Below are 21580 nucleotides of genomic sequence, written 5' to 3'. Positions count from 1 at the left end.
CAACTCACATCCAAACTAATAATTTATATTTGAAATAGACGATACTAAGGTCTTTACAAAATTCTTTTCAATTGTATCTTTTTCTATCTCATTATTGTTTTCTTTATTTAACAGCAATATTGTTGGTACAGCCCCTTTATAATACATAACTTCTTTAGAATTAGGACCTTTTTCTATTATTTCACTAACTTTTTTCTTACTTATATTAGGTTCAACTATTATATTATTTTTCTTTATCTTTGATTCAAATTCATGATTAAATGCCCAAGAAAAATACTTTGTTACAGAGATTTGTTGTGAATTAATAACTACAGTATTTCCTTTAACATTCATATTAGTTAGGTCAATATTCAAAACAGTTTTATTCAGTAAAACCAGAGGATTGTCTACATATTTCTTAACTCCCGAATACTCCTCTGTTAAATTACCATCCCAAAATGCAATTATTATACTTCTGCCTTGATTATTATTGTCCTGGTACAATTTTCTTGCCGTCTCAATAAGCATTTTCATTTTTTCCATGATATTCTCCCTATCATCAGAAAAGTAGTTGTATCCCATGCTTATCATTATATATTCATTTGATAAATTAGGATTTTTTCCTGGCAAGACTCCTATTACGTTTCTTCCCTTACCAGTTAAAGTACATGCTTTAAGGTTAATCTCTATTTCAGTATCGTTTTCTAGATATTTAGAAGCTTCCTTTGTTATATATATTAAAGAATCACCTGTTGTCTTGCTACTCATAGCAGAAGGCAAGGTATCATTAGTATTTAATACATCTATAACTCCTAATGCTTTTGACTTTTCTTTAATATTATTTGAAAATTCTTCAATAGCTTCTCGAGAATAGGTTTGTTCGTCAAATAGTACTAGTTTATTATCAAATATCTTATAGTCCTTTAGATTAAACATATCCACTGAATCACCCTTAAATATTTGTCCTTTTAATGAATAATCCTTATAATCTAATAACGCAAAGTCTTTACCAAATACCAGCTTATTTGACTTATCTCCATTTTTTATTGTGAAAGAATATTCTTTAGCAGAATTCAATTTATCTACATCATAGGTTTGAATATAATCTTGCCCAATTGGCTGAAATCCTGCTTCTTTCAAGGACTCTTTTAGATTATCAGAGGTATATCTGGCCTCATCACTACCTATTAGCACTTGATTTTTGAATTCCCAATTCATTATATTTGCTGCTTGCTTTTTAGTTGCTTGATCCTTATAATATCCAATTCCTATATTTGTTATAAATAATAAAAATATTCCCGCAATTACTACTACCCCAGCCCTTTTGAAGTTCTTCTTTTTATCTTTAGATCTAACTGAAGACCCTAACTTCTTTCTAGAAAACATTTCTCTTAAACCTTCTCCAAATAAGTTAAAGCTAAATATACTAATAAAAAAAGCTACCGCAGGAGAAAACACCATCCATGGAGCTGCACTTATATATGCAATTGAAGATGATATCATACTTGCCCACTCTGGTTCCACACTTATATTTAATGTCTTTCCTCCATCTAATAAAATTCTTATATTTCCTACATATGCTCCAAAAAGACCCAATTCCATAATCATAGAAAGGGCTAATGCCATCTCCATAAATATAAGCACTATAAGCTCCGGTGAAAGATGTGGTATTACATTTTTAATTGCAATTAATATATTACTCTTCCCTATTGCTCTTTCCCCTGTAATAAAGGGCTTGGATAATATGTTTTCAACTCTCTCTCTTACCAATCCCGCTACCTTACCAAAGCCCACTATAGTAAGCACAATCACAAAGGCTAATATAGATTGTTCCTTAAATAAACCTAAGAAAAAGCTTATTCCTAACACTAGAATACTTATAATTAGTGCTGGAATTGCACTAAATACTAAATTAAATAAACTTATTATAGATTTACATAGATTATTCCCAAATCCTGCTGCTATACCCAAGGGAATAGCAATTAGAAATCTACCCAATACAACTAGAATTCCTATTTCTAAAGTAAGTCTAGTTCCGTAAACTAGTAAGCTTAATTCATCCCTCCCCAGTTGATCTGTCCCTAGTATATTGTCCTTTGATGGTGAGAATGGAGCCCCTTGAATTGATATTGACGCTCCACTTTTCTGAGCAGTTGTTCTGATACCCTCTATCGCATATGGATTATAATGGGTAACTTTTTCTGGAAAAGCAACAAGAATTAAGATAACTGCTATTATTATTCCTCCGATTATGAGAGGTAAGTTAAGCTTTTTCATTTTGGTTTCCTCCTAATATGTTACCTCTTTTAAATGGATTAACTATTATAGAAAGAATTTTAAATATAATATTTAAAATAAAGTAAACTATTCCTATACCAATAATCAAACATATACATGTCCAAATGTCGCCATCCTTAAAATAACTAAATAACTGATATACAATACCTGTATACCCAAATAGATATTCTACTACAATAACATTTGACATTATTATAGTTAACACCGATGGTAAAGTTTCGATTATTTTAATGACTACACTTATTAGGAGATGATCTTTTAATATGCTAAAAGTTGATAATCCTTTTGCTTTTGCAGCCACTATATAATCTTTATTTATTTCTTCTTTTACAGCTACCTGTGCCACTCTTGAAATATACGCAGTTGGAATAATAGCAAGGCAAAGTAGTGGTAGTAAGAACTGTGTAATGCTGCTATTTTCAGTTGAAATTATATGATTCTTTCTTAAATAAATAAATCCAAGCTGTATGCATACTGCCACAAATACATCCGGCAAAGAAAGTACAGCTACAGGCAATAAGAAACCTGCATTTCCACTATTTTTATTTTTAAAACTACTAAAGGTTCCTATTAATGTTCCAATGAAAAATGCTAGCATTAATGAGCTCAATATTAAGCCCAAACTTTTTATAATTGAAAAGCTAATAATATAAGTTATACTAAATCCACTTAAGGTTTTACCAAATCCCTTTGTGAGAAAATCTCTTATAAACAAAATAGCGTTATTTGCTATATTGTAAATTGGATAATTCGATATATGCTCGCCACCATAGGAAACAACATCAAAACTTTTTGGAGTATAAGCTAAAAACGATATAAAGAACGTTGCTACACTTATCACAATAAGTATTTGTATAACCTTATCAAATATTGAAAAAGCACTTGAATAATATATAGTTTCCAGTACTTGTTCAAAAGATTTATTTCTAGGTTTTAATCTATATACCATCTTCAATACACTTATAACTATTGCAGCTGCTATTATTATTAAAATGAAGGCTTGTTCTGTTCCATTAAAAAGCCCATGATACCAATCTCCATAAACTTCTCTTTGCATATAATTTAAAAGTACATTCCCAAAGCCATTTATTGTATCTCTGTTTATTTTTTTAATATCAAAAACTGAAGTCCCCGTCTTATCGCCACTTAATACTATTGCAGGGATATCATTAGTGAAAAATTCTTCCCCATCAGTACCATAAATATTGCTATTCATCATAGGAACAATGCCACTTGCGGAACAATACGCTGCTAGTTTGCTCATTATTGTTTGTGCCACAACCCCATCTGTTGACATTATAAGATTAATATCAGATCTATCTCCCACGCTATTAAATACCAACACTTGCGTTTTCTCTAGTGGGAAGAGCGGATTATTCACATAATACTTTGAACCCTTCATTCCTTGATTAAAACTATTCCATACAGCAAAAATTATAGTTTTCTTTGGACTATACTTTTGCATTTTTAATGTTCTAGCTTGTTCCATAAGCATGGCAATTCCTGATGCATCCTCATCTATATGTGATGAAACAATTAAATATCCAGCAGATTTATCACTTCCTTGAATCATCCCTAAAACATTCGGAGTATCTTGCATTTTAAAACTTACATCAACATTTAAATATCCATTTAGGTTCATTCCCACTGAATTACTTAAATCTTGAAATACATTTTGAGTAACAGTGTATATTAGTATAGATTTTCCATTCTTTTTCTGCATATCAAAAGAATTTTTTTGACCTATCCCATTTCCAGGAAAAATTACAGCTTTTCCACCACTTTGCGCAACATATTCTAACTTACTATCACTTAATGGTACAGAAGATAGAATAATGTAATTTTCTAATATTTCTTTTGGAATTGATTCTATATCTCCTTGAAGCAGATAGAATTTACTATTAACATTTCCTACTCCCCCAGAACCTATGAGTGTTTCTCTAAAGTCCTCTCCATACTTAAAGCTTTTAATTACTTTATTATCTCTATCTCTTAAACTTAGTTCTGGAGATGAATTATATATAGGCACCATGGTTTTAAAATTTTGATAGTATGTCCCATTTTCTCCTGCTGGCTTAAGCCCTATCTCTTTGAAGTATTTTTCCAAGTATTTTACTTGTCCATCATTAGTATCTATTTTTGAAAGCTCATCTGTATTTTTATAAACATTATCGCTAGTAAAAATATCTTTTTGGAAGCTGTGCTTATTAATACTAAACGCGACTAAAACCACAACCAGTATAAGTAAAAAAAAGCCACCAAATCCTTTTACCCATTTCAGCACAATACCCCTCCTCATTTTTAATTTCACTGCCTAACTTTTATTGCTTTATTTTATTAGATTGCTAAATTTTTCAGAATCTCTTACAGGATCAAAATCATGTTCTTCTTTTGCAGTTTCTTTTACTGCCGAATCTAATTCAATTGCTTTAGATAAGTAGTTTACTGTATTGTCAACGTCCCCTTTTCTACCATATATACTTGCTATTCCATAGTAACTCCAAACATAATTTTCTACTTCCAAATCTTTGTTATACCATTCTATTGCATCCATGAATTCACCTTGCAACTCATACAGTAAACCTTTATTAAACATAGCATATCCATAATCAGGTTTTATTTCTAAAGACTTGTCTATATCTTGCATCGCTCCACTATAATCCCTCGTATAAGCTTTTGCAATGCCTCTTACTGAATATGCTTTATAATTGCTATTATCCTCATTTAAAATCTCATTACATAAGGAGATTGCACTTTCATAGTCTTTTGTATAAAACACCTCTCTTGCTTTTTCTGCTTTTTCATCCAAACTCTTTTGCTTATTTTCCGCATCTAACTTAGCTTTTGCAGCTTGGTCATTCTTTTCTTTAATTTCGCTAGCTTCCTTTTCCTTTAGCTGCTCCTGCACTTTATTTTGCCTATCTAATTCCTTTTTATTATCAATACTTTGCTTTACTAAAACTCCTATAATAATTATTACTAATATACTTAATAATGCTATTTTAAATTTTCTGCTTCCTGGTAACTTAATTCTAAACATATTTATTCTTTAGTGATGAAGAGCTCCATGTTCTCTTAGCCTCACTAAATGTTCACATCCTTCCAATTCTTTTTATGTTAAACATCTAGTTTATAATAATCGTAAATTGTACTTTCCTTAAAACCACATGATTTATATAATCCTAAAGCCTTATCATTTTCTGATGCAACTTCAAGTATTATACTATTTATATTATCTTTTAGTAATTTTTCAATAACTAAACTTAATACTATTCTTCCATAGCCTTTTCTTCTATGTTCTTGCTTTATTCCAAACCCAAATATATATCCATCTTCCCCATCCATAGTTATCCCAATCTTTCCAATAACCTTACCTTCCATCTCAGCAATATACGTAGTTCTATATTCATTTTCATCTGAACTACCTTCTTCATCATTCACCTCAGGTAATCCAAAGAATTCTCTGTCTAACTTTGAAAGCTCTTTTTTATCTTTTATATCTGCTTTTTCAAGAAAAATCCCCCTACTTTCAAAGCTAGGTATTTTGGATTCATTAAACTTCATTCTATACTCAGAAAAAGAATATTTTGAACCTATTGCTTTCCCAAAACCAATTCCAGAATCAATTCTTCTTTCAGTAATTAAAAGAATTCTTTCAGCCTTATTTTTTTTGCAATGCTCTTTTGCTTCAGATACAAGTTCTTTAAATACCCCCTTACGTCTATAATGCGGGTGAACCATGCCTGTAATTTCGATTTCTTTTGGATTTGAACCAAACCCATACATTCCTAAAAATCCTATTAATTTATCATCTTCATAATATAGAAGATCATTAACTTGATTTTTGGCTCTACTTTCAAGCATATCCCAATTAAGCTTCATATTTAATTTCTCATAAGAATTACAGTCTTCTTCTAATTCTTTAATAGCTTGCAACTCCTCTTTAGTTAGTCCATTAGCCTTTATTAACTTAAACATTAATAATACCCCTCAAATCCTATTTTTTTGATACAAATTCATTTTCCTTTATATAGAACCTCCAAGGAAAATATCTTGCTTCCTCCGCATAGTCTATACCTATTCTTGTTGTTTCTACAATATCCCTGTTATTAACAGCTTCTCCATCCTCTACATATAATTCAGATGATGTTATTAGGTCTATAAAATTGTGTTCTTTCTTAGTTATATTCATTGCTATACATAATTTTGAAGGTCCATTAGTTAACTCTTTTATTTTTCTAGTCTCTAATTTATTATATTCTTTCTTAAACCTATTTACCGACATTGAATCTATGCCTTGAACAGGTTCTAAGGCTCTTATAAGAACCCCTTCTGGAGAACCTTCTTTAAATGTAATTATATTAAAGCACACATACATACCATAAATGCTAAAAACATAAGATATTCCTGGTTTCCCATACAAAGGTTCAACTCTGGCTGTTTTTTTGAATCCATACGCATGAGATGCTTTATCTATGGGACCAACATAAGCTTCAGTTTCAACAATTTTTCCTTTCAATATTTGGCCATCAACTTCCCTTACCAATACTTTCCCCAATAGCTCTTTAGCTACTTGAACTGTTTCTCTAGCAAAAAATTCTCTCTCCAGCCTCATATTTTCTCCTTTGCTAAATATGATTATATGTAAAAATAATCATATTTTTCAATTTAATATTATTATATATCAAATTATATTATTTACCAAAAAAACTCTAAACATTTTAAAATATTTAGAGTTTTTTATGTTATTTTTATTTCAAATTAACATTTAGTTTATATTTTTCCTCTATTACTGGATTTGTATCTGTAGGTAGTGCAATCTTATATTTTTTACTTTTATCTATAGGAGGTAGTACTATACTTACAACTTTCTCATTAACATCCTCTACTTTACCGATTATCCCATCTTCTGCTCTTGAAGTTGTTTTAAAACTCTCATCTATAATATAAGCATAATTTATATTAAAATAATTATAATCCCCATTAATTTTAAAGGTTAGCTTTGTACCCTTATCATTTGCTTCTACATTTTTAATTATTACACTTGAACTATCATTAACTTGTATTTTTTGATTTATAAGTTTATCAATAGGTACAAAAGTTCTACTCCTATCCATATTATAAGAATTTACTACCTCATCATAAGCATATCCATCTTTCTTTTCCTTATCAGTTGCCTTTCTTTTCTTATCTATATTTTCTTGTGGTGTCGTCTTAAAGTCATCACTATTAATAGTACATTGAAGAATAAAGGTATTTATACCATCTATTTTCTTAACATCTATCCCATTTTCATCTACTATAGGTATGATAGTTATACTTTTTAAATTTGATATATCCCCCAAGATACCCAGCTTTTCTTCATATCCTTTATCATTTGAGCCTCCTCCTTCTTCTTTAGTCATAAGAGGATTGCCTTTTTCATCTAAGACTATATATCTCCTAACTTCTGACATCCTATAAGCTCCAGAGCCCTTTTTATACTTAACATCTGTAGTTTTATTAATTCCTTCTATATTTATAGTATTTCTAAATGGACTTATAATTAAATTTTTAATATTTAATGTACTTTCTGGTAAATCAATTTTTTTATTTATTTGTATAGTCTTAGAATTTTTTTTACTTTCCTTTTTAGAAACTGTAAACTTAAAATTCCAAGGTCCTACAACATTTGCTATGATTCCAGAAGACATTTCAACCTGTACTTCATCAGGTAGGTTCATCTCTGCTATATTAGAATATGTTGCTATAATTATCTTATCATCACTAATTATTTCACTATCACTGCCATAGGATTGAGCATACATACCATTTAGCTTTATTGCCCCTATATCAAAAGTCTTATCTTTTATTCCCTTTCCTTCCACTGTAGATGATATGGCAATCATACTATCATCTATTGCAATTTCATTTATGGTTAGCTTAATTCCTTCTTTCTCAATAGACTTATTTAATGAAGTTGAGAAGTTTTCAAACTTTGGCATAGGTTCTCCATAATTTCTTTTTTCAGAAAGCATTTTAAATATAAGACCTGGATTAGATATAGCTTTAACCAAGTCTGGCTTAGCAATAAATATAGCAGTAGTAAATATTAGTGCTAATCCAGCTACCTTTATAATAAGTTTATTATGTTTCGGTTTAGTATTTTTTAATTTTTCTCTTTTTCCTCTTTCTATTCCTTGCTCAATAGCCAAATCAATTTCTTTAGGAATAGTAATTGAATTTTTTAAATTCTCTATATCATTCATGCTAGATAATCTCCTTTCCTACATATAACCTTAATTGACTTAACCCCTTATTTAGGTAGGTCTTAACAGTTCCTATAGGACAATCTAAACTCTCTGCAATTTGGTTTATTGTTAAGTCTTGAAAGTACTTTAATATAATTACCATTCTATGTTTCTCTTCCAACTTATCAATGGCATATAAAAGATCTAACCGCTCATCTATATTGATTTTAGCGCTATCTTCATTACAGTTTTTGTTATCCTCTAAATAAATGACTTTTTCTTTATTTCTAATAAAATTCTTACAGTTATTTATTAATATTCTTGTAAGCCATGTATTAAAATATTGTGGCTTTCTCAACTTTTCTATAGAAATATAGGCTTTATAAACAGTTTCCTGCAATATGTCTAGTGCATCATCTTTATTCTTCACAAAAGCATAAGCAGTCCTATATAAATCTTCTTTTTTTAGTTTTAGTATATAGTTGAAGGCTTCTTCATCTCCTTTAACTGCTTGAGCAATCTTTTTCTCTAAATCCATCATTTTTCTCCCTTAGATAAACTTTAAGTAGAGGACTTATTTTACTCTACACTTATTAGACACAGTAAGTATGAAAAAAGTTTTATATTTTTTAAAAATTTTACATATTTCCCATAAAACTTTTGTACTAATGTTGATTTTTGATTAGTAAATCTATAATTATTTCCCGGGAATAAAAATTTAAGCTTATGTTACTAAAAAATAAAAAGCCAGAGTCTCCTCTGGCTTATAAATAACATGATCCTATTAACTTCTAAATACAACTTCTTCTCTAGAAAACATATATCTTGCGAAAATGACTGAAATAATCACATATAATATATGCCATCCTAAAACTATACCTAAATGGACAGGATTAAATATTCCTGCTATAGCTTCCTTCATTACTACTACTGCGTTTACTATAGGAATATTAAAGAACAGAATTCCTATACTTTTTGCATCCATCATAAATGGAATGTAGGTTAATATCATAACCGGAATCAATAATCCGCTTAAGTAGGTGTTAGCTTCCTTAACTGAACGTGCAAATATACTTATAGCAATTTCTAATGAACTTAGTGCAACTAATACAAAAATTGATATAACTGCAATTATTCCAAAAGCCCCTAAAGGTATCGATAGACTACTTCCTGTAGAGAATATATACATCATAGAACTGAGCATTGCAGCAACACTCGTAATCAAAGTAATAAAAGCTATTGATGCAATGGCTCCAAGTTTGCCCCAAAATATAGATGTTCTTCCTACTGCAGTTGATAAAAGCGGTTCAAATGTTCCCCTTTCTTTTTCTCCTGCAACTAAATCTGCTGCTATACCTATTGTTGGACTGATCATGAATATTATTAATATTGTAGGAAGTATGTTTAATATCGCTACTCCCATAGGATTATCTGTTTTATTTCCTAAAGTTTCTTGTTTCACTTCGAAAGGAGTTAATACTTGCGTACTAATTCCTTTTGCTTGAAGTCTGCTATCTACTATACTCTTACTGTAACCATCGAGCATCTCTCTTAGTACTGAAGCTGCCATAGCAGATTTATTTGAGTTTTCATCGTATATAACTTTCAAGTTTGTTTGTCCTTCACTTGTAACCTTACTATCAAAATCCTTAGGAACATCAATAATTAAAGCTATTTTTCCCTTATCAAGTTTTTGCTCCATATTACCTTCATTATCTATTGTAATAGTACTGCTTCCTTTTAACATTTTATATATTGAAGATTCGGTATCACCTTTATAGGCTACAGTAATATTCTTAGAAACAGAACTTTGATTACTTTTCATAGTCGTATCTATTATTTTAAACATAACTGGATACATAATTACTGGTAGGAGTATAGTAAAAATAAGAGTTTTCTTATCTCTAAACAAATCCATAAGTTCTTTTTTTAAGACTACTAAAAAATTACTCATTATTCTTACCTCCAACTAAGCTAACAAATACTTCTTCTAAATCATTGTTATTATATTTTTCTTTTAAGTACTCAACTGTTCCTTGTTCTATAAGTTTACCTTTATGAATTATGACTACTCTATCACACAGCTTTTCTACTTCTTTCATTGAATGTGATGATAGTAATATACTTTTATTTTCACTTTTACACTTTAATATAAATTCATGAATCACTCTGGCTGCAGATACATCCAAACCCGTACTTGGTTCATCAAACAGCATTACTTTTGGAGAGTGTACTATAGTTCTTGCAATAGATACTTTTTGCTTCATACCTCTTGAAAACTTTCCAGCTTTTCTATCTATATACTCCTCCATCTCTAAATCTTTGGATATTTCTTTAATTCTTTCATCTATTTGCTCTTGAGTCATTCCATATAGCCTAGCAAAGTATTCTATATTTTCCCTTGCTGTTAATCTATCATAGATTCCTACTTCTCCCCCGAAAAGTATACCTATCTCTTTTCTAACTTCTGATGAATTTTTAATCACATCATAATTATTAACATTTATAGTTCCAGTAGAAGGCTTTAACATAGTTGATATCATTCTTAGTGTTGTAGTCTTGCCTGCTCCATTTTCTCCTAGTAAACCAACTATTTCTCCTGCTTCAACAGTAAAAGTGATATCGTCTACTGCTTTAATCTCCTTAAATATCTTTGATAAATTATCAACCTTTAACATAAATTCACTCCTTCTTGTACTTTATCCCATACAATATGATTATTTTACCAATTTTTGTGTTCTTTATCAATGAACAATCTAATAATTTAAAAATTAAATCCATATTTATACATATTATTAGAGAGTAGATGGATATAATAATAGTGTTTATATATTAAAATAAGCAAGGTGATTTTATGGGAAATTTTAAATTGATTTTTGATGACATAACAAAACAACCATTTGATGCAATAATAAATAGTGCAAACTCCTCTCTTTTAGGTGGAGGAGGAATAGATGGCACTATTCATAGAAGTGCTGGATATGAACTTCTCAAAGAATGTAAAAGTTTAGAGGGCTGTAGAACCGGCTCTGCAAAAATAACAAAATCATACAATTTAGCTTCAAGTAATATCTTCTGGATAATTCATATGGTTTCTCCTATATGGCGCGGCGGAGAACATAATGAATATGATATACTTCGTAGCGCATATCAGAAGGCCTTAGAGCTATGCACCTCTTATAAAGATGTATACTTAAATCAAACTATAGAAGCTTTCAACAAGCAACAATCTCGTTTGCAAGAAGTTCGCAGTTCTCATTTATTTAGTGAATTAAAGAAATCTACTGAGGAATATATCAATAAGCATCCAATAAAAACTATTGGATTACCTTTCATGGTTTCTGGAGTATACTGTCTTCCTCCTAAGGATGCTGCATGCATAGCCTTGGAAGAGATTAAAAATTTTCTAAGCAAGCATCCATCTATTGAAGAATGTACTGTAGTTTGTCAAGATCAAAAGAGCTATGACATATTTAAACCTAATTGTAAAGACTTCTTTTCTGAGTTTAAAGCTGTATAAACTATAAGGAATTTATAAGTGGTACATCTTACAATTTATAAATTCCTTTTAAAACACAATAAAACTTCATCATATTTACTTATTTTTATCCCTTATTAACCTTCTTTATTATTTTTCTAATTAAATTTCTTGGTAAAATTCTCATTGCTTGAATTAATAACTTGTTTTTAAAACCTGGAATGACAATTGCTTTATTTGTTTTTATAAACTTAGTGTATCCAATTACTGCAACTTCATTTGGATACATAATATTTCCTTTAGCTAATTTTGATTTTTTTATTCCTGCTTTTTGTTGAAAAGCAGTGTCTACTGCACCTGGACATAGTGCCATTACTCTTATACCGTTCTTAGTATTTTCTTCATGAAGTGCCTCTGTAAGTGATAAAACATAAGCTTTTGTGGCATAATAGACACTCATATTAGTTCCTGGTGCAAAAGCTGCAGTTGATGCAACATTTAAGATACCTCCTGTTCCTCTTTGTATCATATCTTCAAGAAACACCTTTGTTAGTTTAGTTAGTGACATTATATTCACTTGTATCATATCTAATTGTCTTTTATAATCTGACTTTGCAAATTCACCAAAGTCTCCCATCCCTGCATTGTTTACCAAGTTATTAACAACTATATTTTTTTTCTCCACAAAATCTAATATACATTCCACACTCTCTTCCTTAGATAAATCTATTGATAGCACTTCTATATCCACATCATTTAATTTAGATATCTCTTCCTTTACCTTATATAAGGCTTCATTATTTCTTGCAACTAATATCAAGTTACTTCCACCTAGTGCAAATAATTTTGAAAGTTCATATCCTATACCTGAAGAAGCCCCAGTTATTAATGTATATTTATCCATAATGTCCTCTCTTTTATCAAATTAAATTTAGATTTATTCTATCACAAACCATTAGTTATTGACAGTTACTTGCATATATGCTAATCTTAATGTATAAAATCAAATGTTTAAAAGGGAGTAGTTCCAAACACATCATCAACAGGTCGACTATTTTTTAGTCTGGTGCTGTGTACCTATAACTTTTAGGTTACGAGACTTTTAATATGATTCTTCAGTGGAGGAATTATATTAAAAGTCTTTTTTTATATAATATATTAAAATTTAACATTATATAAATTGAGCAAGAATTTATAAATATATTTTTTGAGGTTAAACTATTTTTAGAAAATTAATAAGACTTTTACCCTTTCATATTATTATTTAAATGAGGAGTTGTGAGAAATGAAAAACTATTATAACAAAAGCAGTGAAGAGTTGCTTAAAGAGTTTAATACTTCACTAAGTGGAATTGATTCTAGTAAGGTTCATGAAATCAGAGAAGTTAATGGTTTTAACGAATTACTAGAAGGAGAAAAGAAAAGCCTTATTATGATTTTCTTAGAACAATTTAAGGACTTCTTAGTTTTTGTTCTACTTGGAGCATCTATTATTTCCTTTGCTGTTGGAAATAAAGAAAGTACCATAGTAATACTAGTGGTTCTTATAATGAATGCTATATTAGGAACTGTTCAACACTTGAAGGCAGAAGCCTCCTTAAAGAGTCTTAAAGCTTTATCTGCTCCTAATTCAAAGGTAATTAGAGATGGACATAAAATAGAAATTCCTTCAAAAGAATTAATTCCAGGTGATATTGTACTTCTAGAAGCCGGTGATTTTGTTGCTGCTGATGGAAGGCTAATAGACAATTATTCTTTACAAGTTAATGAAAGCTCTTTAACTGGAGAATCCATAAATGTTGATAAAAGCAGTAATTTAATCACTGAAGATGAAGTTCCTTTAGCTGAAAGAACTAATATGGTTTTCTCAGGCTCACTTGTCACCTATGGTCGTGGAACTGTTTTAGTAACTGGAACTGGTATGAATACTGAAATAGGTAAAATAGCTCAATTACTTAAAGATACCAAGGAAAAGAAAACTCCATTACAAAAAAGCCTAGATGACTTTGGTAAAAAACTTACTTTTTTAATATTGGGCATATGTTTTATAATTTTCTTTGTAAATATTTCAAGAGGCCTTCCTCTTATTGATTCAGTTATGTTCTCTATCGCTTTAGCCGTGGCAGCAATTCCGGAGGCACTAAGCTCTATAGTTACTATAGTATTAGCCCTTGGAACTCAAAAAATGGCTAAGGAAGGTGCTATTGTAAAGAAATTAAAATCTGTGGAAAGTTTAGGTTCTGTATCAATCATCTGCTCAGATAAAACTGGTACATTAACACAAAATAAAATGAAGGTTAAGGAATTATACATAAACGGAGAAGTAATTCCTAGTTCTGGTTTAAATTTGTCCAATCCTACACATGAGTTTTTCCTTAAATCTTTAGTGCTATGTAATGATTCTTCAATTAGAGATGATGCTGAAATAGGGGATCCTACAGAAGTTGCTCTCGTAAAATTGGCAGCTGATTATTCAAAAACTGCTGAAGAAATAAGAAATACTCATACAAGAAAAAGTGAAATTCCATTTGATTCTGATAGAAAGCTAATGAGCACCACACATGACTTTGATGAAGATCATGTTATGATAACTAAAGGTGCAGTTGATGTGCTTATAAACAAGATAACATCCATTGAAACAGTAGAGGGGATAAAGGAAATAACTCAAGCTGATAAGGATGCTATTGAAGAAACTAATAAAAACTTCTCTAGAAAAGGTCTTAGAGTTTTAGCATTAGTTTATAAAAATATTCCAAGAGGTACTGAAATTTCAGTAGAAGACGAAGGGAATTATACGTTCGTGGGTTTAGTGGCAATGATTGATCCACCTAGAGAAGAATCTGCTAAAGCAGTTGCTGATTGTAAAATAGCTGGAATAAAACCAGTTATGATTACAGGTGATCATAAAATTACTGCTTCAGCAATCGCAAAAGAAATAGGTATTTTAGAAGATATATCCGAAGCGATAGAAGGTAAAGAAATTGATCATTTATCCAAAGAAGAGCTTAAAGAATTGGTTCCAAAGATATCCGTATACGCAAGAGTAACCCCAGAACATAAAATAAGAATAGTTGAAGCATGGCAAGAAAGAGGTATGGTTGTTGCTATGACAGGAGATGGTGTTAATGATGCTCCTGCATTAAAGCAAGCTGATATAGGTATTGCAATGGGAATTACAGGTACTGAAGTTTCAAAAGATGCTGCTTCTATGATACTAACAGACGACAACTTCGCTACTATTGTCAAAGCAGTTGTTAATGGTAGAAATATATATGCTAATATTAAGAATTCTATAAAATTCTTACTTTCAGGTAATGCAGCTGGAATACTTTCAGTCCTATATGCTTCAATAGTGGGACTACCTCTTCCTTTTGCACCAGTTCACTTATTATTTATAAACTTAGTAACCGACAGTTTACCTGCAATCGCTCTTGGTGTTGAAAAGCAAAGAGGTAACTTGCTTAATGAAAAACCTAGAAATGTTAATTCATCAATACTCTCAGCTGAATTCTTAAGATATATAGCCAGTGAAGGTATTTTGATTACAATTGCTACTATGAGCGCTTATTATATAGGCTTTAATCATGGTGGAGCTGCTCTAGGAAGCACTCTAGCTTTTTCAACATTATGCTTAGCAAGATTATTCCATAGTTTCAATTGTAGAGGTACAGAGTCAGTATTTAAAATAGGTTTATTTACTAATAAATATATCTGGTATTCAATATTTGCAGGTGCGGTACTTTTATTTGGAATATTAAATGTACCAGCTCTAGAAACATTATTCTTAGTAGCACCATTAACCTTAGTAAACGAGCTTGAAATAATACTTTTAGCTTTAGCGCCAACTGTGTTGATTCAACTTAAAAGATTAGTAATTAAATAAATAGGTTTATATAAAAAGAGGCTATCATAATCTTATGATAGCCTCTTTTTTCTTTTGTGAAAGCTCACTTGGAGATATCTTAAACATATTCTTAAATGCTCTAAAAAAGCTTGAATATTCTTTAAAACCGCATTGTAGATACGCCCTAGTAATAGGCTCGCCTAGTTTTATAAGATCTCGCGCCATTAGTAATCTTTTTTGCATTACATAGTTATGAAGAGTATATCCTGTTTCCTTTTTAAACTTGTGCATTAAATAATATTTACTTAAATAAAACTTTTGAGACAATAATTCAGTAGATAAATCTTTACTTAAATTATTATTTATATATTTTAGTATTTTCTCTATCTGCTTATCATACCTAAGAGTATCTTCGTCACTTATATACATATTCCCAAGCTGAATTCTATTTAAATATATAATAAATTGAATCAATAATGAATTACTTAAAATTATATTTCCAAAATCCTTTGAATTAAAAGATACTTCCAAAGACTCTATTATGAATTTCATATTGTTTTGTAGCTTTTCTTCAAGTCTAATAATATTAAAACTTTTTTCATTGGCTAACTTAAAACATGTTGAAAGATCACAATTTTCATAGTTGTGGTTCTCTATAAACTCAGGATTAATCCATATTACTATCCTGTCGTATATTTCACTAGAATCTATAACTGGTTTATGAACATCATGATTATTTACTAATAATATATCCCATGGTTTTAAACAATACGCTTTTCCTTCTATTAAATAGGTTACTTTTCCTGATAAAAATATAATTATCTTATTAAAATCATGGTAATGAAACTCAAATTCCTGGTTTTTTTTATCTTTTAGATGAAAAAGTTCAAAATCTCTTTTTAAATATCCTGATTTATTCCTGTTTTCCTTCGCATCCATAAAAGAACAACTCCTATTACTTTATAATACATCTATTATATTAGAGCACTTTTTGCAATGTTTCAAGCAACTTATACACTATATATTGTTAATACTCTGTATATAATGATAATATAGATCATTTATAATTGGAGGAGCAAAATGAAACTATCTGAATTATTGAAGGATGTAACTCCTGTAGTAATACAAGGGGATAACTCTATAGAAATCTCTGGTATAAGTTATGACTCCAGAAAAGTTCAAAAGAATTTTATATTTGTATGTATTAAGGGTGATACCGTTAATGGTAATGATTTTTTATTTGAGGCTATTAATAATGGTGCCATTGCGATTATAACTGACGAAAATCTTCCCCCTAAAATAGAAAATGTTACTTTTGTTAAAGTTAATGATTGTAAAATTACACTTGCAAGTATTTCTAGTGTATTCTATAATGAGCCTTCAAAAGAAATAGGCCTAGTAGGTGTTACTGGAACGAATGGTAAAACTACGGTTATACATTATATTGGAGATGTTCTTGAAGCCTATGGAAATCCAACTGGATTAATTGGAACCTTAGGATATGAATTTAGAAATAAACAAATTAATATTGAAAGAATAAATCCAACTACCCCTGAAGCACTAGAATTACAAACTTTATTTAGGAATTTTATTGACTATGGAGCTAAAAATGTAGTTATGGAAGTTACATCTTCTGCTCTATATAAAAACAGGGTTGATTTTTGTGACATTAACGTTGGTGTTTTTACAAATCTATCTCAAGATCATCTTGAAATTCATGGAACTATGGAAAACTATAAGAATGAAAAATTAAAACTATTTCGCAAGTGTTCTATTGGAATTATTAATGCAGATGATAAGTTTTCCAAAGAAATAATAGAAAAGGCAACTTGTAAAATCTTAACCTATGGAATAGATAAAGAAGCTGATATTAAAGCTAGTAAAATAAGGTATACTAATGACTCTGTTACCTTTATTGTATGTTTAAAAGGAATAAGCAAAGAAATAACTATTAATATTCCTGGAAAGTTTACAGTTTACAATGTATTAGCCACAATTGGTGCATGCTATGGACTAGGTCTAGATATAAATGAAATTCTTAATTTAGTATCCACTATTAAAAATGTTCCAGGAAGACTTGAATTAGTAAATAATAACTCAAACAAAAATGTAATAATTGATTATGCTCATACTCCTGATGCTTTAGAAAAACTATTAATGATGGCAAGACAGATAACAAATGGTAAAATTATTGTTGTATTTGGATGTGGCGGAGATAGAGATAAATCTAAGCGTGGCATAATGGGCATGGCAGCAGGTGTATTATCAGATTATACAATAATAACTTCTGACAATCCCAGAACTGAAAATCCTCTAGACATAATTGAAGATATTGAAGAAGGAATGAATGTTATAAAAGCTAATCACGAAAAAATTATCGACAGAAAAAAAGCAATAGAGAGAGGTTTGAGTCTTTTAAAAGATGATGACCTACTAGTAATAGCAGGAAAAGGACATGAGGACTATCAAATTATAGGAAATACCAAAATACATTTTGATGATAGAGAGATTGTTCAAGAGCTTTTAGGATAAAATATATTCATAAAATGAAACTGGACTAACTAAGATTTAATATTACTTCTTAGTTAGTCCTTATTATTATCTCACTTGGCCTTCACCATATATAATATACTTTATTGTAGTTAATTCATTTAATCCCATTGGTCCCCTAGCATGTAATTTTTGAGTACTAATTCCTATCTCTGCTCCAAAACCAAATTCAAAACCATCTGTAAATCTTGTAGACGCATTTACATAAACTGCTGCTGCATCTATTTCTCTCAAAAACTTCTGAGAATTAAAATAATTAGTGGTAACAATTGCCTCAGAATGTTTTGTACCATGTTCATTTATATGGTCAATTGCTTCCTCTAGAGAGTCTACAACTTTTATTGCTATAATGTAATCTGAAAATTCTTTATCCCAATCTTCTTCAGTTGCTCTTACTGCATTTGGGATATACTTAAGAGTTTTATCACAGGCTCTTATCTCAACATTATATTCTTTAAGCCCATTATATGCTAATGGAAGAAATTCTTCTGCAACTTTCTCATGAACTAGCAAGGTTTCACAGGCATTACACACTGCTGGTCTGCTGCATTTAGCATTTATCAATATATTTTTGGCCATCTCTAAATCTGTTTCACTATCAACATAAACATGGCAATTTCCTACTCCTGTTTGTATAACTGGAATATTTGAATTTTCTACTACAGATTTTATTAGTCCTGCTCCACCTCTAGGAATTAAAACATCAATATATTCATTTAATCTCATCATTTCTCTTGCTGTTTCCCTACTTGTATCTTCAACAAGTTGAACACAATTTCTTGGAAATCCTACTGCCTCTAGCGCATCTCCTATTACCTTTACTATTGCCTTATTGGAATTAATAGCTTCACTTCCGCCACGTAAAATTACTGCATTTCCTGTTTTCAAACATAGTGCCGCTGCGTCTAAAGTTACATTTGGTCTCGCTTCATAAATAATTCCTATAACTCCAAGAGGAACTCTTTGTTTTCCTATTTGAAGTCCAGCTTTATTCTTCCACATTCCAATTACTTCACCAACTGGATCTGGTAATGCAGCCACTTCAATAACACCCTTTGCCATATCTTTTATTCTTACATCTATAAGAGTAAGCCTATCTAACATGGCTTTTGTAATATTTTTTTCTCGAGCTGCAGCTAAATCTTTGTAATTCTCATTAATTATCTCTTGTTTTTTTGCCAGTAAAAGTTCCCCAATTTTCTCCAAAGCTTCGTTCTTCTCTTTTGTGGACACAGTAGCTAAAAACCTTGCTGCTTTTTGAGCTTCCTTTCCCTTTAAAATTAATTCTTCCATGTAGCTATTCCCCCTTTTTATTAATAAATAATGTTCCTATTTCCTCACCTTGAATTATGTCAATAAGTATACTTGGATCCTTTCCATTTGCAAGGACCATACCCACTCCTGCATCTATTGCCACTTTTGCAGCATCAAGCTTGGTTTTCATTCCACCGGTTCCTTGAGCCGAACCAGCTCCACCTGCACATTCCTCAAGTTCTGGAGTTATTTCATATATTTCTTTTAGCATTTTAGAATCTTCATTAACTCTAGGATCCGAATCATAAAATCCATCTATATCTGATAATATTATTAATAAATCTGCCTTAACTAACTTAGCTACTATAGCAGAAAGATTGTCATTATCCCCGAAATTAAGCATATTTCTTATTTCATCAATAGATACCGTATCATTTTCATTAACTACAGGTATAATTCCCTTTTCTAACAAGGTTTCGAAAGTATTAATTACATTATTTCTTATATGTTCATCTTCGACTACTGCTCTAGTTAATAATATTTGTCCAACTACATTACCATATTCTCCAAATAATTTACTATAAATATGCATTAGTTCACATTGACCTACTGCTGCAATTGCTTGTTTTTCTCTTATTGATTCTGGTCTTTCTTTTAAATTTAGTTTACTGCATCCAACCCCGATAGCTCCTGATGATACAAGTATTACTTCTTTGTCTTGATTATTTAAATCAGATAGAACCCTTGCAAGTTTATCTATTCTTCCTAAATTTATTTTACCATTATCATAAGTAAGTGTTGATGTACCAACCTTAACAACTATTCTTTTGCTATTTTTAATTATATTTCTCCCCCAACTCAAGCTATGATGCCCCCTTCATTTTTATATTATCTTTCGAATAAATTTTTTTCTATTATAACACACTTATTTAATATTACACATATTTATATTCATAAGTTTTTTCTATTTTTACTATTTAAATAACAACCATAGCTCCGCCATTTACATGAATTGTTGCTCCATTAATAAATGATGCATCCTGAGATGCTAAAAATATGTATGCACCTGCAAGTTCTATAGGTTGTGCTGCCCTTCCCAATGGATTGTCAGTGCCAAATTTTTCAACCTTCTTTTCATCAAAAGATGATGGAATTAATGGTGTCCAAACTGGTCCTGGGGCTACTGCATTAACTCTTATCCCTTTACTTGCTAAATTAGTTGCTAATGATCTTGTTAATGTTGTTAATGCACCTTTTGTACTTGAGTAGTCAATTAATGTTTCATGCCCATTATATGCAGTAATTGAAGTTGTTATTATTATTGAATCCCCTTTTTTCATATGGGTTATAGCTTCTTGAATCATGAAAAATGCACCAAATACGTTAGTTTCAAATGTTTTTCTTAATTGCTCTTCACTGATATCCTCTATTTTATTTTGAGGAAATTGAACTGCAGCATTACTAACTAATATGTTTATGCTTGAAAATCTATTTATAGTTTCTGTAATTGCTGTAGTACAAAAGTCTTTTTTAGTTATATCACCCTTAACTAAAAGGCACTCTCCTCCAATAACTTCAATTTCACTTTTTGTTTTCAAAGCATCTTCTTCTTCATTAAAATACACTATTGATACTTTAGCTCCTTCTTTTGCAGCAGCAATCGATACAGCTCTCCCAATTCCACTGTCCCCACCTGTTATTAGCATAACTTTATCTTTAAGCCTTCCACTACCTATACCATACCCTTGAGCTTGGTATATAGGAAGTGGATTCATATCCTTTTCGATTCCTGGTTGAAGCCCTTGATGCTGAGCAGGAAATTTTGTTGGGAAATTTGTTGATTCATTCATTTCATTTTACCTCCTTAAAAAACCTAAAGTTATTATTTTCTAAAAGGAGTGTTTTTAATACACAAAAAGACGAAACTTAATAATTTCGTCTTTTGCC

At 30.4% G+C, this 21580-nt stretch carries 17 protein-coding genes; 3 read left to right on the top strand and 14 right to left on the bottom strand.

The features are described 5' to 3' along the window. Window positions 1–15 precede the first annotated feature (15 nt). The 9 genes from L1S47_RS10965 to L1S47_RS10925 form a co-directional block, all read right to left on the bottom strand. The gene (locus tag L1S47_RS10965) at window positions 16–2256 is read right to left on the bottom strand and encodes an ABC transporter permease subunit (RefSeq protein ID WP_238883603.1); all 2241 of its coding nucleotides are present in this window, start codon (window positions 2254–2256) and stop codon (window positions 16–18) included. Beyond that, entirely contained in the window at window positions 2243–4561 is a 2319-nt protein-coding gene (locus tag L1S47_RS10960; RefSeq protein ID WP_238883602.1) for an ABC transporter permease subunit, read from the bottom strand. The genes L1S47_RS10965 and L1S47_RS10960 overlap by 14 nt, the downstream gene beginning before the upstream one ends. A gap of 45 nt (window positions 4562–4606) precedes the next feature. Further along, window positions 4607–5317 carry a tetratricopeptide repeat protein gene (locus tag L1S47_RS10955; protein ID WP_238883601.1) on the bottom strand — a complete coding sequence of 237 codons (711 nt, stop codon included), beginning with the start codon at window positions 5315–5317 and terminating at the stop codon, window positions 4607–4609. Window positions 5318–5394: 77 nt separating this feature from the next. Continuing rightward, the gene (locus tag L1S47_RS10950) at window positions 5395–6255 is read right to left on the bottom strand and encodes a GNAT family N-acetyltransferase (protein WP_238883600.1); all 861 of its coding nucleotides are present in this window, start codon (window positions 6253–6255) and stop codon (window positions 5395–5397) included. A gap of 19 nt (window positions 6256–6274) precedes the next feature. Further along, window positions 6275–6892 carry a DNA-3-methyladenine glycosylase gene (locus L1S47_RS10945; protein WP_238883599.1) on the bottom strand — a complete coding sequence of 206 codons (618 nt, stop codon included), beginning with the start codon at window positions 6890–6892 and terminating at the stop codon, window positions 6275–6277. Window positions 6893–7028: 136 nt separating this feature from the next. Then, window positions 7029–8525: a DUF4179 domain-containing protein gene (locus L1S47_RS10940; RefSeq protein ID WP_238883598.1), complete on the bottom strand. Its 1497-nt coding sequence runs from the start codon at window positions 8523–8525 to the stop codon at window positions 7029–7031. Between the two features lies 1 nt (window position 8526). After that, window positions 8527–9045, bottom strand: coding sequence for a sigma-70 family RNA polymerase sigma factor (locus L1S47_RS10935; RefSeq protein WP_238883597.1), 519 nt, complete (start codon window positions 9043–9045; stop codon window positions 8527–8529). 246 nt (window positions 9046–9291) lie between these two features. After that, the gene (locus tag L1S47_RS10930) at window positions 9292–10461 is read right to left on the bottom strand and encodes an ABC transporter permease (protein WP_238883596.1); all 1170 of its coding nucleotides are present in this window, start codon (window positions 10459–10461) and stop codon (window positions 9292–9294) included. Beyond that, on the bottom strand, window positions 10454–11185 hold the full coding sequence (locus L1S47_RS10925; RefSeq protein ID WP_238883595.1) for an ATP-binding cassette domain-containing protein: 732 nt from the start codon (window positions 11183–11185) through the stop codon (window positions 10454–10456). Before L1S47_RS10925 ends, L1S47_RS10930 begins: the two co-directional genes overlap by 8 nt. 176 nt (window positions 11186–11361) lie before the next feature. On the opposite strand from L1S47_RS10925, the gene L1S47_RS10920 reads away from it, so the two are divergent. Next, the gene (locus L1S47_RS10920) at window positions 11362–12027 is read left to right on the top strand and encodes a macro domain-containing protein (protein WP_238883594.1); all 666 of its coding nucleotides are present in this window, start codon (window positions 11362–11364) and stop codon (window positions 12025–12027) included. A gap of 85 nt (window positions 12028–12112) precedes the next feature. Here L1S47_RS10920 and L1S47_RS10915 read toward each other — a convergent pair whose 3' ends face one another. After that, entirely contained in the window at window positions 12113–12889 is a 777-nt protein-coding gene (locus L1S47_RS10915; RefSeq protein WP_238883593.1) for an SDR family oxidoreductase, read from the bottom strand. A gap of 381 nt (window positions 12890–13270) precedes the next feature. Here L1S47_RS10915 and L1S47_RS10910 point away from each other — a divergent pair, with 381 nt between their 5' ends. Beyond that, window positions 13271–15868, top strand: coding sequence for a cation-translocating P-type ATPase (locus L1S47_RS10910; protein WP_238883592.1), 2598 nt, complete (start codon window positions 13271–13273; stop codon window positions 15866–15868). Window positions 15869–15892: 24 nt separating this feature from the next. On the opposite strand, the gene L1S47_RS10905 is transcribed toward L1S47_RS10910, so the two are convergent. Next, window positions 15893–16768 (bottom strand): AraC family transcriptional regulator, encoded by an 876-nt coding sequence (locus L1S47_RS10905; RefSeq protein WP_238883591.1) that lies wholly within the window; start codon window positions 16766–16768, stop codon window positions 15893–15895. Between the two features lie 141 nt (window positions 16769–16909). Between L1S47_RS10905 and L1S47_RS10900 the strand changes: the two genes are divergently transcribed. After that, entirely contained in the window at window positions 16910–18361 is a 1452-nt protein-coding gene (locus L1S47_RS10900) for a UDP-N-acetylmuramoyl-L-alanyl-D-glutamate--2,6-diaminopimelate ligase (protein WP_238883590.1), read from the top strand. A gap of 66 nt (window positions 18362–18427) precedes the next feature. On the opposite strand, the gene L1S47_RS10895 is transcribed toward L1S47_RS10900, so the two are convergent. From L1S47_RS10895 to L1S47_RS10885, 3 genes are all read right to left on the bottom strand, one after another. Then, on the bottom strand, window positions 18428–19672 hold the full coding sequence (locus L1S47_RS10895; protein WP_238883589.1) for a glutamate-5-semialdehyde dehydrogenase: 1245 nt from the start codon (window positions 19670–19672) through the stop codon (window positions 18428–18430). A gap of 4 nt (window positions 19673–19676) precedes the next feature. After that, window positions 19677–20495 carry a glutamate 5-kinase gene (gene proB / locus L1S47_RS10890; RefSeq protein ID WP_238883588.1) on the bottom strand — a complete coding sequence of 273 codons (819 nt, stop codon included), beginning with the start codon at window positions 20493–20495 and terminating at the stop codon, window positions 19677–19679. Between the two features lie 115 nt (window positions 20496–20610). Then, window positions 20611–21483, bottom strand: a complete 873-nt coding sequence (locus L1S47_RS10885; protein ID WP_238883587.1) for an SDR family oxidoreductase — start codon at window positions 21481–21483, stop codon at window positions 20611–20613. Window positions 21484–21580: the final 97 nt, after the last annotated feature.

The organism is Clostridium sp. YIM B02551 (genome assembly GCF_022324735.1).
GTDB lineage: Bacteria > Bacillota > Clostridia > Clostridiales > Clostridiaceae > Clostridium_T > Clostridium_T paridis.
Note: the sequence above shows the minus strand (reverse complement) of the source record. Positions and strands in the feature narration are given on the sequence as shown.

Excerpts from the sequence above, each read along its gene's own strand:
- L1S47_RS10940 (WP_238883598.1), bottom strand. The coding sequence starts at position 8,525 with ATGAATGATATAGAGAATTTAAAAAATTCAATTACTATTCCTAAAGAA.
- L1S47_RS10900 (WP_238883590.1), top strand. The coding sequence starts at position 16,910 with ATGAAACTATCTGAATTATTGAAGGATGTAACTCCTGTAGTAATACAA.
- L1S47_RS10925 (WP_238883595.1), bottom strand. The coding sequence starts at position 11,185 with ATGTTAAAGGTTGATAATTTATCAAAGATATTTAAGGAGATTAAAGCA.
- L1S47_RS10945 (WP_238883599.1), bottom strand. The coding sequence starts at position 6,892 with ATGAGGCTGGAGAGAGAATTTTTTGCTAGAGAAACAGTTCAAGTAGCT.
- L1S47_RS10915 (WP_238883593.1), bottom strand. The coding sequence starts at position 12,889 with ATGGATAAATATACATTAATAACTGGGGCTTCTTCAGGTATAGGATAT.
- L1S47_RS10895 (WP_238883589.1), bottom strand. The coding sequence starts at position 19,672 with ATGGAAGAATTAATTTTAAAGGGAAAGGAAGCTCAAAAAGCAGCAAGG.
- L1S47_RS10935 (WP_238883597.1), bottom strand. The coding sequence starts at position 9,045 with ATGGATTTAGAGAAAAAGATTGCTCAAGCAGTTAAAGGAGATGAAGAA.
- L1S47_RS10920 (WP_238883594.1), top strand. The coding sequence starts at position 11,362 with ATGGGAAATTTTAAATTGATTTTTGATGACATAACAAAACAACCATTT.
- L1S47_RS10910 (WP_238883592.1), top strand. The coding sequence starts at position 13,271 with ATGAAAAACTATTATAACAAAAGCAGTGAAGAGTTGCTTAAAGAGTTT.
- L1S47_RS10950 (WP_238883600.1), bottom strand. The coding sequence starts at position 6,255 with ATGTTTAAGTTAATAAAGGCTAATGGACTAACTAAAGAGGAGTTGCAA.
- L1S47_RS10955 (WP_238883601.1), bottom strand. The coding sequence starts at position 5,317 with ATGTTTAGAATTAAGTTACCAGGAAGCAGAAAATTTAAAATAGCATTA.
- L1S47_RS10930 (WP_238883596.1), bottom strand. The coding sequence starts at position 10,461 with ATGAGTAATTTTTTAGTAGTCTTAAAAAAAGAACTTATGGATTTGTTT.
- L1S47_RS10885 (WP_238883587.1), bottom strand. The coding sequence starts at position 21,483 with ATGAATGAATCAACAAATTTCCCAACAAAATTTCCTGCTCAGCATCAA.
- L1S47_RS10965 (WP_238883603.1), bottom strand. The coding sequence starts at position 2,256 with ATGAAAAAGCTTAACTTACCTCTCATAATCGGAGGAATAATAATAGCA.
- L1S47_RS10905 (WP_238883591.1), bottom strand. The coding sequence starts at position 16,768 with ATGGATGCGAAGGAAAACAGGAATAAATCAGGATATTTAAAAAGAGAT.